14 protein-coding genes are annotated in these 16342 nt (G+C 73.0%); 11 read left to right on the forward strand and 3 right to left on the reverse strand.

The window, feature by feature from the left end:
* Positions 1–123: 123 nt before the first annotated feature.
* The gene (locus AC3A5R_RS09235; protein WP_487620455.1) at positions 124–1122 is read right to left on the reverse strand and encodes a CDP-alcohol phosphatidyltransferase family protein; all 999 of its coding nucleotides are present in this window, start codon (positions 1120–1122) and stop codon (positions 124–126) included.
* A complete protein-coding gene (locus AC3A5R_RS09240; protein WP_487620456.1) occupies positions 1119–1826 on the reverse strand; it encodes a phosphatidylserine decarboxylase in 708 nt (235 codons plus the stop codon). The genes AC3A5R_RS09235 and AC3A5R_RS09240 overlap by 4 nt, the downstream gene beginning before the upstream one ends.
* A gap of 148 nt (positions 1827–1974) precedes the next feature.
* Here AC3A5R_RS09240 and AC3A5R_RS09245 point away from each other — a divergent pair, with 148 nt between their 5' ends.
* The 5 genes from AC3A5R_RS09245 (at position 1975) to AC3A5R_RS09265 (ending at position 6129) form a co-directional block, all read left to right on the forward strand.
* Positions 1975–2685: an ABC transporter ATP-binding protein gene (locus AC3A5R_RS09245; protein WP_487620457.1), complete on the forward strand. Its 711-nt coding sequence runs from the start codon at positions 1975–1977 to the stop codon at positions 2683–2685.
* Positions 2682–3482 (forward strand): ABC transporter permease, encoded by an 801-nt coding sequence (locus AC3A5R_RS09250; RefSeq protein WP_487620458.1) that lies wholly within the window; start codon positions 2682–2684, stop codon positions 3480–3482. The genes AC3A5R_RS09245 and AC3A5R_RS09250 overlap by 4 nt, the downstream gene beginning before the upstream one ends.
* A gap of 83 nt (positions 3483–3565) precedes the next feature.
* Entirely contained in the window at positions 3566–4048 is a 483-nt protein-coding gene (locus AC3A5R_RS09255) for a DUF2231 domain-containing protein (protein ID WP_487620459.1), read from the forward strand.
* Between the two features lie 56 nt (positions 4049–4104).
* Positions 4105–5073, forward strand: a complete 969-nt coding sequence (locus AC3A5R_RS09260) for a COX15/CtaA family protein (protein WP_487620460.1) — start codon at positions 4105–4107, stop codon at positions 5071–5073.
* Positions 5074–5106: 33 nt separating this feature from the next.
* On the forward strand, positions 5107–6129 hold the full coding sequence (locus AC3A5R_RS09265) for an NUDIX hydrolase (protein ID WP_487620461.1): 1023 nt from the start codon (positions 5107–5109) through the stop codon (positions 6127–6129).
* 24 nt (positions 6130–6153) lie between these two features.
* Here the strand turns inward: AC3A5R_RS09265 and AC3A5R_RS09270 are convergent, their stop codons facing one another.
* Entirely contained in the window at positions 6154–7128 is a 975-nt protein-coding gene (locus tag AC3A5R_RS09270; RefSeq protein WP_487620462.1) for a heme o synthase, read from the reverse strand.
* 292 nt (positions 7129–7420) lie between these two features.
* On the opposite strand from AC3A5R_RS09270, the gene tkt reads away from it, so the two are divergent.
* The 6 genes from tkt to pgl are packed head-to-tail and all read left to right on the forward strand — an operon-like array spanning position 7421 to position 16251.
* Positions 7421–9748 (forward strand): transketolase, encoded by a 2328-nt coding sequence (gene tkt, locus AC3A5R_RS09275; protein ID WP_487620463.1) that lies wholly within the window; start codon positions 7421–7423, stop codon positions 9746–9748.
* A gap of 60 nt (positions 9749–9808) precedes the next feature.
* Positions 9809–10921, forward strand: a complete 1113-nt coding sequence (tal, locus tag AC3A5R_RS09280) for a transaldolase (protein ID WP_487620464.1) — start codon at positions 9809–9811, stop codon at positions 10919–10921.
* Positions 10918–12621: a glucose-6-phosphate isomerase gene (locus AC3A5R_RS09285; RefSeq protein ID WP_487620465.1), complete on the forward strand. Its 1704-nt coding sequence runs from the start codon at positions 10918–10920 to the stop codon at positions 12619–12621. Before tal ends, AC3A5R_RS09285 begins: the two co-directional genes overlap by 4 nt.
* The gene (gene zwf, locus AC3A5R_RS09290; protein ID WP_487620466.1) at positions 12618–14159 is read left to right on the forward strand and encodes a glucose-6-phosphate dehydrogenase; all 1542 of its coding nucleotides are present in this window, start codon (positions 12618–12620) and stop codon (positions 14157–14159) included. The genes AC3A5R_RS09285 and zwf overlap by 4 nt, the downstream gene beginning before the upstream one ends.
* The gene (gene opcA / locus AC3A5R_RS09295; RefSeq protein WP_487620467.1) at positions 14156–15520 is read left to right on the forward strand and encodes a glucose-6-phosphate dehydrogenase assembly protein OpcA; all 1365 of its coding nucleotides are present in this window, start codon (positions 14156–14158) and stop codon (positions 15518–15520) included. Before zwf ends, opcA begins: the two co-directional genes overlap by 4 nt.
* Positions 15517–16251 carry a 6-phosphogluconolactonase gene (gene pgl, locus AC3A5R_RS09300; RefSeq protein ID WP_487620468.1) on the forward strand — a complete coding sequence of 245 codons (735 nt, stop codon included), beginning with the start codon at positions 15517–15519 and terminating at the stop codon, positions 16249–16251. Before opcA ends, pgl begins: the two co-directional genes overlap by 4 nt.
* The last annotated feature ends 91 nt before the right edge of the window (positions 16252–16342 follow it).

Raw genomic sequence — 16342 nt, forward strand, 5'->3', positions numbered from 1 at the left:
TGTGACGTAATTACTCGCCGGAGTTCCAGTTAGGCCCCCCTAACCGGACGAGAGGGGCCTTCCGGGCCGCGCCGACAGGGCGTCAGGAGGCCTCAGCAGGCCTCACGAGGCCTCACGAGGGCGTCACTCCTCCTCGTCGCGCTCCCGACGCTCGGCGGCGTCCTCCTCCTCGTCCTCGCCGTAGCCCTCGTCCGCGTACGCCTCGTCGTAGGAGTCCCCTTCCTCCTCCTCGGGCGTCGGCTCGGGCGGCATGATGACCGACGGCAGCCGGGTGCGCGGCGGGGCCACGGCGCCGGGACCGAACCACCGCCGGCGCAGCGGGGCCGTCACCCAGCCGAGCGGGCAGGTGAGGACGTAGCCGTAGGCCACGACCATGCCGGTGGCGCCCGGGAAGAAGATGAGCCCGAGCACGAGGAGCACGCCGAGCGGGACCGAGATGCGCAGGTGCCGCGGCGAGAGCAGGTCGCGGAACGAGCGGAACCGGAACGAGGACGCCATGAGGGCCGCGGGCACGACGCCGGCGGCGATGGGCAGCAGCGGCGCCCAGTCGTAGAGCGGGTCGCCGATCGCCATGACCGTGGCGATGACGACACCGGCCGCCCCCGGACTGGCCAGACCCACGAAGTACCGCTTGTCCGCGAGCGGGTCGATGGTGACGTTGAACCGGGCCAGGCGGTAGGCCGCGCAGGCGAGCCAGAACATCGCGCCGGCCCAGGCCCACACCGGATGCGCCGGCAGCGCCCACGTGTACACGAGCACGGCGGGCGCGATGCCGAAGGAGATGAGGTCGGCCAACGAGTCGAACTGCAGGCCGAACGGCGTGATGGCCCCGACGGCACGGGCCACCGCGCCGTCGCAGATGTCGAGGACGATCGAGATGCCGATGAGCACGGCGGCCGCGCGGAACCGGCCCTGGAACGAGAGCAGCACCGCCGAGAAGCCGCACAGCATGTTGCCGAGCGTGAAGAGGCTCGGCAGGACGGCCCGGGCCCGCACGCGCGGGTTGAGCCGGCTCCACGGGACGACCCGCGCCCCGGTGGCCGAGACGAGACGGATGCCGCGTGTGACGCGGCCGCCGCGCCGGGGGCGGCGCTGCGGATCGGCCGCGGGATCGCCGCTCACGACGCGTCCGTCGCGGTCGCCACGGCAGCGCCGGCGGCGCCGTCGGCGTCGGCAGCCGGGAAGCGGCCGAGGACGGTCTCGCCGCCGATGGCCCGCTTGCCCTTGCTCACCTCGAGCACCACCTCCGGTGGCACGAAGACGTCCATCCGCGACCCGAACTTCATCAGCCCCATGCGGGCTCCGGTCGGTACGTCCTCGCCCGGGGCGACGCGGGTGACGATGCGGCGGGCGAGCTGTCCGACGAGCTGGCGGTAGACGACGCGTCGGACGGTGCCGCCGACCTCGCGCTCGACGACGATCTCGCTGCGCTCGTTCTTCGTGGCGCTCTCGGCGCGGTAGGCCGCGAGGAAGCGGCCCGGGGTGTGCGTGACGTCGACGACGCGTCCGCCGTAGGGCGAGCGGTTCATGTGCACGTCGAGCAGCGACAGGAAGATGCTCACCTGCTGCCACTGCCCCGGCGGGGCGATGCCCGGCTGCGGCTCGCCGACGTGCATGACGATGCCGTCGGCGGGGGCGAGCACGACGTCGGGGTCGGTGACCGGCGTCGCGTCGGGGGTGCGGTCGGGGTCGCGGAAGAAGAGGGTGACGCCCGCGGTGAGCAGGCCGAGAGCAAGGGTCGTCCGGGGCTTGCGGGCGAGCGCCGCGACGACGGTGGGCACCGCGGCCATGGCGGTGAACGGTCGGGCGGCGGGGTCGATCTTCACGGGGGTGGGTCTCCGGCTTCTCGGGTCTCGGCGTCGTGGAGGGTGCGAGGGGTCGGCGGGACGGTACTGCCTCCGGGGCGCCCGGCGCAGGTCGAGCAGGCCGGTGCGGTGACGGACCGTCCCGGCACCGAGCCTAGACTCATCAGCCATGACCGCAGCGGTGAGACTGACCGACCTGCACCGCTCGTTCGGTGACGTCGCCGCCCTCGACGGCCTCTCGTGGAGCGCCCCAGCGGGCCTCGTCACAGCGGTCCTCGGCCCGAACGGGGCCGGCAAGACGACGGCGGTCGAGTGCGCCGTCGGCCTCGGTAGGCCCGACTCCGGCGAGGTGCGCGTGCTCGACGTCGACCCGTGGCAGGCCGGGCCGGACCACCGGGCCCGCGTCGGCGTCATGCTGCAGTCCGGCGGCCTGCCCAACGGCACCCGCCCGATGCGCCTGCTGCGCCACCTCGCCCGCTTCTACGCCGAGCCGGCCGACGTCGACGAGCTGGCCCGGCTCCTCGGCGTCACCGACTTCGCCGGCACGACCGTGCGCCGCCTCTCCGGCGGGCAGAAGCAGCGGCTGGCCCTCGCGGCGGCGCTGCTCCCCCGCCCCGACGTCCTCTTCCTCGACGAGCCCGCGGCCGGTCTCGACCCCCACGGACGCCTCGACGTCTGGGAGCTCGTGGCCGCGCAGCGCGACGCCGGTGTCACCGTCGTCGTCACGACGCACTCGTTCGAGGAGGCCGAGCGCCTCGCCGACCACCTCGTCATCATGAACGCGGGGCGCACCGTCGCCGAGGGCACGCCGGCGGAGGTAGCGGGTGACCGCTCGCTCGAGGACGTCTACTTCAGCCTGACCCGCAAGGGAGCCGCATGACCGCCGCACCGACTCCCGTGCCGTCCCCGGCCGGCCGCGCGACCGGGAGCGGCCGCGGCGCCGCCCCCGCCCGGCACCGGGTCCTGGCCCAGGCCTCCTTCGAGGTCGGCAGCCTGCTGCGCAACGGCGAGCAGCTGCTCGTCTCCCTCGTCCTTCCGGCCCTCGCCCTGGTCGGGCTCAGCATGACGAGCGCACCCTCCCTCGGCGCCGGGCGTCGTATCGACCTCGCGGTCCCGGGCGTGCTCGCGCTCTGTGTCGTGTCCGCCGCCTTCACGGCGCAGGCCATCTCCACCGGCTTCGACCGCCGCTACGGCGTGCTGCGCTACCTCGGCGTGACGCCGCTCGGCCGGGGCGGCCTCGTCGTCGCCAAGGCCGTGGCGACCCTTGCCGTCGTGGCCGTCCAGCTCGTCGCCATGGCGGCGCTCGGGTTCGCCCTCGGCTGGCAGCCCGCGGCCGGCGGCGTCGTGTGGGCCCTCGTGTTCGTCGTCGTCGGCACCTGGGCGTTCGTCGCCCTCGCGATGCTGCTCGCGGGGACGCTGCGGGCCGAGGCGGTGCTCGCGCTGGCCAACCTCGTGTGGGTGCTCCTGCTCGGCCTGGGCGGGGTCATCGTGCCGCGCACCGAGCTGCCCGCGGGTCTCTCGCACGTCGCGGCGGTGCTCCCCTCGGCGGGGCTCGCCGACGGGCTCCGGTCGGCCCTCGTGGACGGCTCGCTGAACCTCCCGGCCCTGCTCGTCGTCCTCGCGTGGGGCGTCGTCGCGACCGTGCTCGCCGCGCGATTCTTCCGTTTCGACGACTGACCGTCCCGGACGCCGCGGCACCACGGGCCCCTGCGGGACACTGAGCGCACCGGGAGCCGTGCGGCGTCCGGGGAGAGGCGACCGTGTTCGACTACATCTTCGGGCTGCCGATGCACGCCCTCGTCATCCACGCGGTCGTCGTGTTCGTGCCGCTCGCCTCGCTCGCGGCGGTCGGCTACGCCGTCCGTCCGGGGTGGCGACGCATCCTGCGCTGGCCGACCGCCCTCGGGGCCGTGATCTCCGGCGGCTCGGCGTTCGTCGCGGCCGAGAGCGGCGAGCAGCTGCTGCGACGCGTCTCCGTGGTACGCCCGAGCACCACCGACTTCGGCCTGCTGGCCCAGCACCAGGAGTGGGGTGACCGCGCCAAGGTCGTCTGCTTCGTCTTCATGGTGCTGACGCTCGCGCTCGTGTGGTTCGTGCGCCCGCCGGAGGAGCAGCCCCCACGGGCCCGCCCGATCGACTCCGTCCTCTCGGTCCTCGCCGTCGTCGCCGCGGCGGCGGCCACGACCACGGTCGTCCTGGCCGGGCACGCCGGCTCGGCGGGCGTCTGGCACGGTCTGGGCTGAGGACGACGACCGAGGGCGATTCCGGCCCGGGGGCCTCCTGCCCGTACCCTCGTGTCGTGTCGACGCCCGTGTTCGCCCCTGCCCCCTCGACGGCGGCCCCCACCGGGTTGTCCCGGCTGCTGACGCGGCTGCGCGTCCCGGCCGCGCCCCAGCGGTGGGTGAGGCCGCTGCTCGTCGCCAACCTCGTCGGCGAGATCGGCATCGTGGCCACGGGCGGCATCGTGCGCCTCACCGGCAGCGGCCTCGGCTGCTCGACGTGGCCCGAGTGCCAGCCGGGCTCGTTCACCCCGGTTCGCACGCCCGCCAGCTCGTTCCACGACCTCGTCGAGTTCGGCAACCGCACGCTGACCTTCGTCGTGGCCGTCCTCGCGCTCGTCGCGGTCTGGGTGGTCGCGACGCACTGGCCGCAGCGTCGACGCCTGCAGGCCGTCGCCCTGGGCGTCCTCGCGGGCATCCCGGCCCAGGCGGTCCTCGGCGGCATCACCGTGCTCACCGGCCTCAACCCGTGGACCGTCATGTCGCACTTCCTCCTGTCGATGGCCCTCGTCGCGCTGTCGACGGCGCTCGTGCGCGGCGCGCTCGACGAGCAGGACGGCCCCGGCGAGGTCGTCGTGCACCCGCTGGCCCGACGGGTCGCGCACCTCACGGCCGCCGTCGGCACCGTGGTGCTGGTGCTCGGCACGATCGTCACGGGCTCGGGCCCGCACTCCGGCGACGCCGACCGGCCGGCACGCACCGGCTTCGACCCGCGCTTCGTGTCGTGGATGCACGCCGACGCCGTCATGCTCTTCTGCGGTCTCGTCGTGGCGACGCTCGTGGCGGTCCGCATCACGGCGACGACCGACCGGGCCCGTCGCTCCTTCGACCTCGTGCTCGTCGTGACGCTCCTGCAGGGGCTCATCGGCTACGTGCAGTACTTCACCGGCCTGCCCGAGCTGCTCGTGCTGCTCCACATGATCGGCGCTGCGCTGCTGGCGACCGCCCTGACGTGGGGCGTGCTGTCGACGCGTCGCTCCCCCGTCTGACCGCCCGCGCCCACCGCTGCCTAGGCTGGGCGCGTGAGCGAGCAGCCGACCCTGCGTGACGGCGACCTTGTGCTGCGGCCCTGGCGCGCCGAGGACAGCGAGGTCACCCGCCTGCTGCACGACGCGGAGATCGCCCACTGGTTCGACTTCCCCGACGTCGTGCCGTCGGCCGACGAGCACCTCGCCTGGATCGGGCGCACCCACGACGAGTGGGCCGACGACCGCGCCAAGGCGACCTTCCTCGTCGAGTGGCGCGGGCAGCCCGCGGGCTCGGTCGACGTACGCCGCTCCGAGCCCGGCGTCGGCGTCCTGTCGTGGGTCGTCTACCCGCCGTCGCGCGGGCGGGGCCTGGCGTGGCGCGCGGTGCGGCTGCTCGTCGCGTGGTCCTTCGCCGAGCTCGGCCTCGAACGCGTCGAGGCCCACGTCAACCCGGCCAACCGCGCGTCGCTGCGCACGGCGCTGCGCGCCGGGCTGCTCCGCGAGGGCCTGCTGCGGGGCAACGCGACGCTCGGCGGCACCCGGACCGACACCGTCGTCCTCGGCCGCCGCCGCACCGACCCGGCACCCGACAGCCGCGACGGCTTCACCGCGATGCTCGACTCCACGCTGCCCACCAAGCGCGCCATCGCCCAGGGCGTGCTGCGGTCCCCCGAGGGCCGGCTCCTGCTCCTCGAGCTCGTCTACAAGCACGAGTGGGACCTGCCCGGCGGCGTCGTCGACCGGCACGAGTCCCCCGCGGCCTGCGTCGTGCGTGAGCTGCGCGAGGAGCTCGCCCTCGACGTCACCGTGCGCTCGCTGCTCGCCGTCAACTGGCTGCCCGCGCTGCACGGCTGGGCCGACGCCACGGTCTTCGTGTTCGACCTCGGCACGCTCGACCCGGACGCCCTCGACCCGGCCCGGCTGCAGCGTCGGGAGGTCGCCGCCGCGCACTGGACCGAGCCGCACGAGTGGGCCGGTCGCGTCGCCCCGTACAACCGACGCCTGCTCGAGATCGTCTCGGGCCTCGGAGCCGACGCCCCGACGGTCTACCTCGAGGACGGCACCCCGGCCCTCTGACGCGGCGCGCTGCCGGCGACGCGCTCAGCGCAGGAACGGCAGCGGCAGGTGCCAGATCGGGTCGAGCGCGACGCCGACGAAGAGCAGCGTCAGGTACGTGATGGAGAAGTGGAACAGGCGCATCGGCTTGAGCGCGTCCTGGGCGACCCCGGCCCGGGCGCGCGCCAGGAGGCGGTGGGCCTCGGTGAGGAACAGGACGCCCGACACGACGGCGGCCACGGTGTAGACCCATCCGACGTGCTGGACCGGGATCAGGGCCAGCGAGGTCAGGACCATCGCCCAGGAGTAGACGACGACCTGCTTGGCCACGACGACGAAGCGCTCGACGACGGGCAGCATCGGCACGTGCGCGGCGGAGTAGTCGTCCTTGTACCGCATCGACAGCGGCCAGTAGTGCGGCGGCGTCCAGAAGAAGATGACGAGGAAGAGGATGAACGCCGACCAACTGACGGTGCCGGTGACGGCCGACCAGCCGATGAGGACCGGCATGCAGCCGGCCGCGCCGCCCCAGACGATGTTCTGGGCCGTGCGCCGCTTGAGCAGCAGCGTGTAGCCGAAGACGTAGAAGAGCAGCGCCGCGAGCGCGAGGCCGGAGCTGAGCCAGTTGACGAGCAGCCCGAGCCAGAGCGTCGACCCGATGGTGAGGGCCACACCGAAGACCAGCGCGCCCCGCGGGGAGATCGTGCCGGTGACGAGGGGGCGGCGGCTCGTGCGGTGCATGACGGCGTCGATGTCGCGGTCGATGTAGCAGTTCAGCGTGTTCGCCGCGCCGGCCGACAGCGTGCCGCCGACGACGGTCGCGACGACGAGCCACAGGTTCGGCACGCCCTGCTGCGCCAGGAACATGACGGGGATCGTCGTGATGAGGAGCAGCTCGATGATCCGCGGCTTCATCAGGGAGACGTACTGCCCGACGAGGAACTTCAGCCCACTGCCGTCCGGACCGTGCAGCGCCGACAGGTCGGCGCGGGGGTCCACCGTTGTCACTGAGATCCTCACCGCTGGTTCGTCGCTCCGACCACCGGGTACGACCCACGGCGTACAGAGCATTGCGCCGCAAGTCTAGACCGTCGCCAGACCGACGAGACACCGCACCTTCCCCGCACCGACGCGTTGCGCTCCGCGCCGGAACGGAGCCCCGGCTCCCCCTCCACCAGCCCCCTCCACGGGAGCTCGCCCGAGCCGTGCGGCACCGCGCGTGACCACGGGACGGGCGTGGTGTCGTCGCTCACACGAGCGGGACTAGGCTCGTGCCGTTACGCGATCCACCTCGTCCGAAGGAGACCGGTCCGTGTCCAGCACCGCCACGAAGGCGAAGAATCCCACCCGTTCGAGGTCGACGAAGAGCACCAAGGACCTGCTGGCACAACGAGACCCGGGCCTCCCCCGCCCCGTCGCAAAGAAGGCCGGTTGGAGCGACCTCGACGTCCGCGCCGTCGACACGACGCGTCTGCTCGCCGCCGACGCGGTCCAGAAGGTCGGCAACGGCCACCCGGGCACGGCCATGTCGCTGGCCCCGCTGGCCTACCTGCTCTACCAGAACGTCATGACGCACGACCCGTCCGACCCGTCGTGGCTCGGCCGCGACCGCTTCGTCCTGTCGTGCGGCCACTCGAGCCTGACGCAGTACATCCAGCTCTACCTGTCCGGCTACGGCCTGTCGCTCGACGACCTCAAGGCGCTGCGCACCTGGGGCTCCCAGACGCCGGGCCACCCCGAGGTCCACCACACCAAGGGTGTCGAGATCACGACCGGTCCGCTCGGCTCCGGCCTCGCCTCGGCGGTCGGCATGGCGATGGCCCAGCGCCGCCAGCGCGGCCTCTTCGACCCCGACGCGAAGCCCGGCACGAGCCCCTTCGACCACCACGTCTACGTCATCGCGTCCGACGGCGACATGCAGGAGGGCGTCAGCCACGAGGCGTGCGCCCTCGCCGGCCACCAGGAGCTCGGCAACCTCACCGTCGTCTACGACGCCAACCAGATCTCCATCGAGGACGACACCGACATCGCGTTCAGCGAGGACGTCGCCGCACGCTTCGAGGCCTACGGCTGGCACGTCGCCCGGGTCGACTGGCGCAAGGACGCGAACGGCGCCACCTACGTGGAGGACGTCGACGCCCTCCTCGCCGCGATCAAGAGCGGCGACAAGGTGCCCGACAAGCCGACGCTCGTCGTGCTCCACACGATCATCGCGTGGCCCGCGCCGACGAAGCAGAACACCGGCAAGTCCCACGGTTCGGCCCTCGGCGACGCCGAGATCGGTGCGACCAAGGAGCTGCTCGGCTTCGACCCGAAGAAGAGCTTCACCGTCGAGCCCGCCGTCCTCAAGCACGCCCGCGACGTCGTCAAGCGCGGCAAGGCCGCCCACCGCGAGTGGGACAAGGGCTTCAAGGCATGGCGCAAGGCCAACCCGGACCGCGCCGAGCTGCTCGACCGCATCCTCGCCCAGGAGGCCCCCAAGGGCCTCAAGCGCGCCCTGCCGACGTTCCCGGCCGACGCCAAGGGCGTCGCGACGCGCGCCGCGTCCGGCAAGGTGCTCGGCGCCCTCGCCGACGTCATGCCCGAGCTGTGGGGCGGCTCGGCCGACCTCGCCGAGTCGAACAACACGACGATGGAGGGCCAGCCCTCCTTCATCCCCACCGGCAAGCAGACCCGCGAGTGGAAGGGCGGCCCCTACGGCCGCACGCTCCACTTCGGCATTCGCGAGAACGGGATGGGCATGATCCTCAACGGGATCGCGCTCGAGGGGCTGACGCGTCCCTACGGCGGCACCTTCCTCGTCTTCTCCGACTACATGCGCCCGGCCGTGCGCCTCGCCGCCATCCAGCAGGCACCGGTCACCTACGTGTGGACGCACGACTCCATCGGCCTCGGCGAGGACGGCCCGACCCACCAGCCGATCGAGCACCTCGCCGCGCTCCGAGCGATCCCCGGCCTCGACGTCGTCCGTCCGGCCGACGCCAACGAGACCGCGGCCGCGTGGGCGCAGATCCTCACCAGGACCGACGGCCCCGCCGCACTGTGCCTGACGCGCCAGGCCGTCCCGACGTGGGACCGCACGAAGTACGGCAAGGTCAGCGGCGTCGCCAAGGGCGCCTACGTCCTCGTCGAGGAGTCGCGCGCAGGCGACCCCGACGTCATCCTCATCGCCACCGGCTCGGAGGTGCAGCTCGCGGTCGAGGCCGCCGAGAAGCTCGAGAAGTCCAAGGTCTCGACGCGCGTCGTGTCGATGCCCTGCCGGGAATGGTTCGAGAAGCAGGGCCGTTCCTACCAGGACAAGGTGCTGCCCCCCGCGGTGCGCGCACGCGTCAGCGTCGAGGCCGGGGTGTCGATGGGCTGGCACGACCTCGTCGGCGACGCCGGCCGGATCGTCAGCATCGAGCACTTCGGGGCCTCGGCCGACTACCAGACGCTCTTCCGCGAGTTCGGCATCACCGCCGACGCCGTCGTCAAGGCCGCCAAGGAGTCGCTCAAGGCCGCCGGCGGCACGGTCGGCTCCGGCCGCACCGCGCCGCGCATCACCGAGACCAACCCGGCCCGCGCGGAGCAGAGCGCCGCCACCGACGTCATGGGTACCGACGTGGCCTCCGGCGCGGCCGCCGCGTCGGCCCACGCCTGACCCCCGGCCCGGCCCGCCGACCTGACCCCACCTGACTTCCACGAGAAGGGGACACCCATCATGACCAACCCGAACACCCAGGCCCTCTCCGACGCCGGCGTCTCGATCTGGCTCGACGACCTCTCCCGCGAGCTCCTCGAGACCGGCAAGATCACCGAGCTCATCACCGAGCGGAACGTCGTCGGGGTCACCTCGAACCCCTCGATCTTCCAGGCCGCCCTCTCCAAGGGCGAGCGCTACAACGAGGACCTCGCCGCGCTGACGAACGCCGGCAAGGACGTCGACGAGGTCGTGCACGAGCTGACGACGTCGGACGTGCGCAGCGCCTGCGACCTCTTCCTCCCGCTCTACGAGTCGACGAAGGGCGTCGACGGCCGGGTCTCCATCGAGGTCGACCCGCGCCTCGCGCACGACACCGACAGGACCGTCGAGCAGGCCAAGCAGCTGTACGGCGACGTCGACCGGCCGAACGTGCTCATCAAGATCCCGGCCACCAAGGCCGGCCTGCCGGCCATCACGGCCGTCATCGCCGAGGGCATCAGCGTCAACGTGACGCTCATCTTCTCCCTCGAGCGCTACCGCGCCGTCATGAACGCCTACCTCGAGGGCCTCGAGAAGGCGCAGGCCAACGGCCACGACCTGGGCAAGCTCCACTCGGTCGCCTCGTTCTTCGTCTCTCGCGTCGACACCGAGATCGACAAGCGCCTCGACGCCATCGGCACCGACACGGCCAGGGGCCTGCGCGGCAAGGCCGGTCTGGCCAACGCCCGCCTCGCCTACCAGGCGTTCGAGGAGGTCTTCTCCACGCCGCGCTGGGGCACCCTCGCCGACGCGGGCGCCAACGTCCAGCGCCCGCTGTGGGCCTCGACCGGCGTCAAGGACCCCGCCTACCCCGACACGATGTACGTCGACCAGCTCGTCGCGGCCGACGTCGTCAACACGATGCCGGGCAAGACGCTCGAGGCCACCGCCGACCACGCCGACATCCACGGCGACACCGTGACCGGCGCGTACGAGGAGGCCTCGGACGTGCTCGACCAGCTCGACGGCGTCGGCGTCTCCTACACCGAGGTCGTCGACCTGCTCGAGGAGGAGGGCGTCGACAAGTTCGAGAAGTCCTGGGGCGAGCTGCTCGAGGGCGTCCGCGTCGAGATGGACAAGGTCGGGGCATGAGCTCGATCTCCGTCACCGCGTCAGGCGCGGCGGCCGAGGCGATCGCCGGCCACGTCGGCACGCTCGTGGCCGATCGGGTCGCGAGCCGGCTCTTCGAGCAGGACAGCACGCTGTGGGGCGAGGCCGCCGAGTCCGAGGCCGGCATCCGCCTGTCCTGGACCGGGCTGGCCCGCTCCTCGCGTCCGCTCGTCGGCGAGATCGCCGCCCTGCGTGGGCAGCTCACCGACCAGGGCCTGACGCACGTGGTCCTCTGCGGGATGGGCGGCAGTTCCCTCGCGCCCGAGGTCATCTGCGCGACGGCCGGCAAGGACCTCGTCGTCCTCGACTCGTCCGACCCCGACTACGTACGCCGCGCCCTCGGCGACGACCTCCCGCACACGGTCGTCGTCGTGTCGAGCAAGTCGGGCTCCACGGTCGAGACCGACTCGCAGCGCCGGGCCTACGAGCAGGCGTTCACCGACGCCGGCATCGACCCGGCCGAGCGCATCGTCGTCGTCACCGACCCCGGCAGCCCGCTCGACGGTGAAGCCCGCGAGAAGGGCTACCGCGTGGTCAACGCCGACCCGAACGTCGGCGGGCGCTACTCGGCGCTCACCGCCTTCGGCCTCGTGCCGAGCGGCCTCGCGGGCGTCGACATCGAGGCTCTCCTCGACGAGGCCGACTCCGTCGCCGACCTGCTCGCCGCCGACGACGACGCCAACCCCGGCCTGCGCCTCGGTGCGGCCATGGGCGGTACGTCGCCGCTGCGCGACAAGCTCGTCCTCGTCGACGACGGCTCCGGCATCGTCGGGTTCGCCGACTGGGCCGAGCAGCTCATCGCCGAGTCGACCGGCAAGGACGGCACCGGCGTGCTGCCCGTCGTCGTCGCCGGCGACGACGACCCGGAGGTGCGCTGGCCCGCCGCCGACGTCACCGTCGCCCGGCTCGTGGCCGACGACGACGAGGGCGACCCACCGGCGGATCCGGCTGCGGCGCAGGGTGGTTCGGAGGTCCGCGTCAGCGGTTCCCTGGGTGCCCAGCTGCTGCTCTGGGAGGTCGCCACGGCCGTCGCCGGGCGCCTCCTCGGCATCGACCCCTTCGACCAGCCCGACGTCGAGAGCGCCAAGAAAGCCGCCCGCGCCCTCCTCGACCAGGGCGCTGCCCAGGCCGACGCACCGGCGGCCACCGACGGCGCGGTCGAGATCCGCGCGGTCGGCGGCGGTGACGGCGCGTGGCTCGGCGACGCGTCCACCGTGCCTGCCGCGCTCGACGCGCTCTTCGGTCGGCTCGACCCCGAGCACGGGTACGTCGCGGTCATGGCCTACCTCGACCGGCTCGCCGACGCCGACCTGGCCGACACCCGCGCCGCGATCGCACGCCGCACCGAGCGTCCGACGACGTTCGGCTGGGGCCCGCGCTTCCTCCACTCCACCGGCCAGTTCCACAAGGGCGGCCCCGCGGTCGGCGTCTACGTGCAGGTGACGTCGGCCCCGAAGCAGGACCTGCCGATCCCCGGCCGCGAGTTCACCTTCGGCGACTTCATCGCCTCCCAGGCCGGTGGCGACGCCGCCGTCCTCGCCGAGCACGACCGCCCGGTCCTGCGGCTGCACCTGACCGACCACGACGCCGGTCTGGCGCAGGTCCGCGACGCCCTCGCGCAGCAGCCCAGCACGTCCACCACCACGTCCACCACCGCGTCCACCAAGGGAGGGACCGAGTGAGCCCGGCGCGAGTCGCCCACGGGCACAACCCGCTCCGCACGGCCGAGGACAAGCGGCTGCCCCGCATCGCGGGGCCTTGCGGTCTCGTCCTGTTCGGCGTCACGGGCGACCTCGCCCGCAAGAAGCTGATGCCGGCGATCTACGACCTCGCCAACCGCGGGCTGCTGCCGCCGGGCTTCTCGCTCGTCGGGTTCGCGCGGCGCGACTGGGCGACGCAGGACTTCGGCCAGGTCGTCCACGACGCCGTCAAGCAGCACGCCCGCACGCCCTTCAGCGAGGACGTGTGGCGCAACCTGTCCGAGGGCTTCCGGTTCGTGCCGGGCACCTTCGACGACCCGGCCGCCTTCGACCTGCTCGCCAGGACCGTCGAGGAGCTCGACCGCGACCGCGGCACCGGGGGCAACCACGCCTTCTACCTGTCGGTCCCGCCGTCGTTCTTCGCCCCGGTCTGCGAGCAGCTCGAGCGCTGCGGCCTGACACGGGCCGAGGGCGACAGCTGGCGGCGCGTCATCATCGAGAAGCCGTTCGGCCACGACCTCAAGAGCGCCCAGCAGCTCAACGAGATCGTCGAGGGGGTCTTTCCTCCCGACGCCGTCTTCCGCATCGACCACTACCTCGGCAAGGAGACCGTCCAGAACCTCCTGGCGCTCCGCTTCGCCAACCAGCTCTTCGAGCCGGTGTGGAACGCCAACTACGTCGACCACGTGCAGATCACGATGGCCGAGGACATCGGCATCGCCGGCCGCGCGGGCTACTACGACGGCATCGGCGCGGCCCGCGACGTCATCCAGAACCACCTGCTCCAGCTGCTGGCGCTGACGGCGATGGAGGAGCCGGTCTCCTTCGACGCCAAGGAGCTTCGCGCCGAGAAGGAGAAGGTCCTCTCGGCCGTCCGGCTGCCCGCCGACCTCGACACCCACTCGGCGCGCGGGCAGTACGCCGCGGGCTGGCAGGGCGCCGAGGAGGTCGTCGGGTACCTCGACGAGGACGGCGTCGACCACGGTTCGACCACCGAGACGTTCGCGGCCGTGACCCTCGAGGTCGACACGCGTCGGTGGGCCGGGGTCCCGTTCTACCTCCGGGCGGGCAAGCGGCTCGGCAAGCGCGTCACCGAGATCGCGGTCGTGTTCAAGCGCGCCCCGCACCTGCCCTTCGAGCACACCGCCACCGAGGAGCTCGGCCAGAACGCCATCGTCATCCGGGTTCAGCCCGACGAGGGCGTCACGCTGCGGTTCGGCTCGAAGGTGCCGGGCTCGCAGATGGAGGTGCGCGACGTGACGATGGACTTCGGCTACGGCTCGTCGTTCACCGAGGCGTCCCCGGAGGCCTACGAGCGGCTCATCCTCGACGTGCTGCTCGGCGACCCGCCGCTGTTCCCCCGGCACGAGGAGGTCGAGCAGTCGTGGAAGATCCTCGACCCGCTCCTCGACCACTGGGCCAAGAGCGGCAAGCCCGAGCAGTACCCCGCGGGCGCCTGGGGGCCACGATCGGCCCACCAGATGCTCGAACGTGACGGACGCGTGTGGAGGATGCCGTGATCAGGGACCTCACCGACACCACGACCACCCAGATCAGCAAGACGCTGGTCCGGCTGCGCAACGAGGTCGGCGCCATGGCGCTCGGACGCGTGCTGACGCTCGTCATGGTCGTCGAGGACACCGACGCCCAGGAGGCCATCGACGCGGCCAACCACGCCAGCCGGCAGCACCCGTGCCGCATCATCGTCGTCATCCCCGGGGAGCGTCGCGGCAGGAACCGCCTCGACGCGCAGATCCGGCTCGGTGGTGACGCCGGTGCCTCGGAGATCGTCGTGCTGCGCCTCTACGGTGCGCTCGCCGCCCATGGCCCGAGCGTCGTCATGCCGCTCCTGCTGCCCGACTCGCCCATCGTCGCCTGGTGGCCCGGCAAGGCACCCGACGACGTCGCCAAGGACCCGATCGGGGCCATGGCCCAGCGGCGCATCACCGACGCCGCCCTGCACCACAATCCGCGTCTGCTGCTCAAGAAGCGCGCCGCCGCGTACGCGCCCGGCGACACCGACCTGTCGTGGACGCGCCTGACGCACTGGCGCGGCCTGTTGGCGGCGGCGCTCGACCAGCCGCCGTACGAGCCGGTCACCGAGGCGGTCGTCAGCGGCGCACCCGAGTCGCCGTCGTCCGACCTGCTGGCCGGCTGGCTGAGCCGACGCCTCAAGGTGCCGGTCCGTCGTGTCTCCACGCCGCGGGGTTCTGGCATCGCCTCGGTCCGTCTCCAGCGGGCCAGCGGTCCGATCGACCTCGTCCGGCCGGGCGACGTCATCGCGACGCTGTCGCAGCCGGGACAGCCCGACCGGCGGATCAGCCTGCCGCGCCGCGAGCTGCCCGAGTGCCTCGCCGACGAGCTGCGTCGCCTCGACCCCGACGAGGCCTACGCCGAGTCGCTCTGCCGCGGCATCCAGGACCTGCAACCCGTGCGCCAGAGCGCGGCGGCCGCGGCCAAGGCCGGCAAGGCTCCCGACATCGCCGAGGCACGGCGCCTCGCCACCCGACTCGGCCGGGACGACTCGGCCCAGGACGCGAGCGCCATGATCACCGCTCCCCCGGCACCGGAGCACGCCGAGACCGCGGACGTCCGGGCTGCCACGGTGCGCAAGCTCGCCGGCAAGCGCACCCCGCGCGAGAAGGAGACGGCCCGGGCGCGCAAGAAGGCGTCAGCCACGAAGGCCGCTGTGAAGACGGCTGCGACGCCGGCGGCGAAGACCACCGCCACGAAAAAGGCTGCTGCGACGAAGAAGACGGCGACGAGGAAGACCGCGGCCACGTCGACGACGGCCAGGGCGACGGCGTCAAAGACGGCGTCCAAGACGGCCGGCTCGCGGACGACCGCGAAGCGCGCGGCGACGAAGAAGGCGTCGTCGTGACGGCCGACCCTCGGGTCGTCGTCCACCCGGACAAGCAGTCGCTCGCCGACGCCGCGGCGGCCCGTCTCGTCACGGCGCTCGTCGACGCCCAGACCCGCTCGCCGGAGGCCCAGGTGGCGCTGACGGGCGGGTCGATGGGGTCGGCGATCATCGCGTCGGTCGCCGAGGTTCCGGGACGGTCGGCGGTCGACTGGTCGCGCGTCCGGGTCTGGTGGGGTGACGAGCGCTACCTGCCGGCCGGCGACCCCGACCGCAACGACACCCAGAACGACGCCGCGGGGCTCACCGACCTCGGGCTCGACCCGGCGAAGGTGCATCGGGTGGCCGGGCCCGACGCGTCCGAGAGCGCCGAGGCCAGCGCCGAGGCCTACGGCGCGTCGATCCGTGAGTTCGGCCAGAACGCCTGGGACGTCGTGCTGTTCGGTGTCGGCCCCGACGGCCACGTCGCCTCGCTCTTCCCGCACCACCCGGCGCAGCGGATCGAGGATGCCATCGCCGTGGCGGTCCACGACTCCCCCAAGCCGCCGCCGGACCGGGTCAGCCTGACGTTCGAGTGCTTCGAGCGCAGCCACGAGGTGTGGTTCCTCGTCGCCGGCCCCGACAAGGCCGACGCCGTGGCGGCCGCCCTCGCGCCCGGCGCAGACCGCTGGGACGTGCCTGCCGCCGGCGTGCGGGGCACCGACGCGACGCTGTGGCTCCTCGACGCCGACGCCGCGTCGGCCCTCGGCTGAGCCAGGGCCCTGGCCCGAACGAGAAAGTGCCCACTCGACCGTGAAGGTCGAGTGGGCACTTTCTCGTGGTGGGGCCGGACGGGCCCCGTCA

The sequence above is a fragment of the Intrasporangium sp. Soil_C_50 genome, assembly GCF_057656595.1.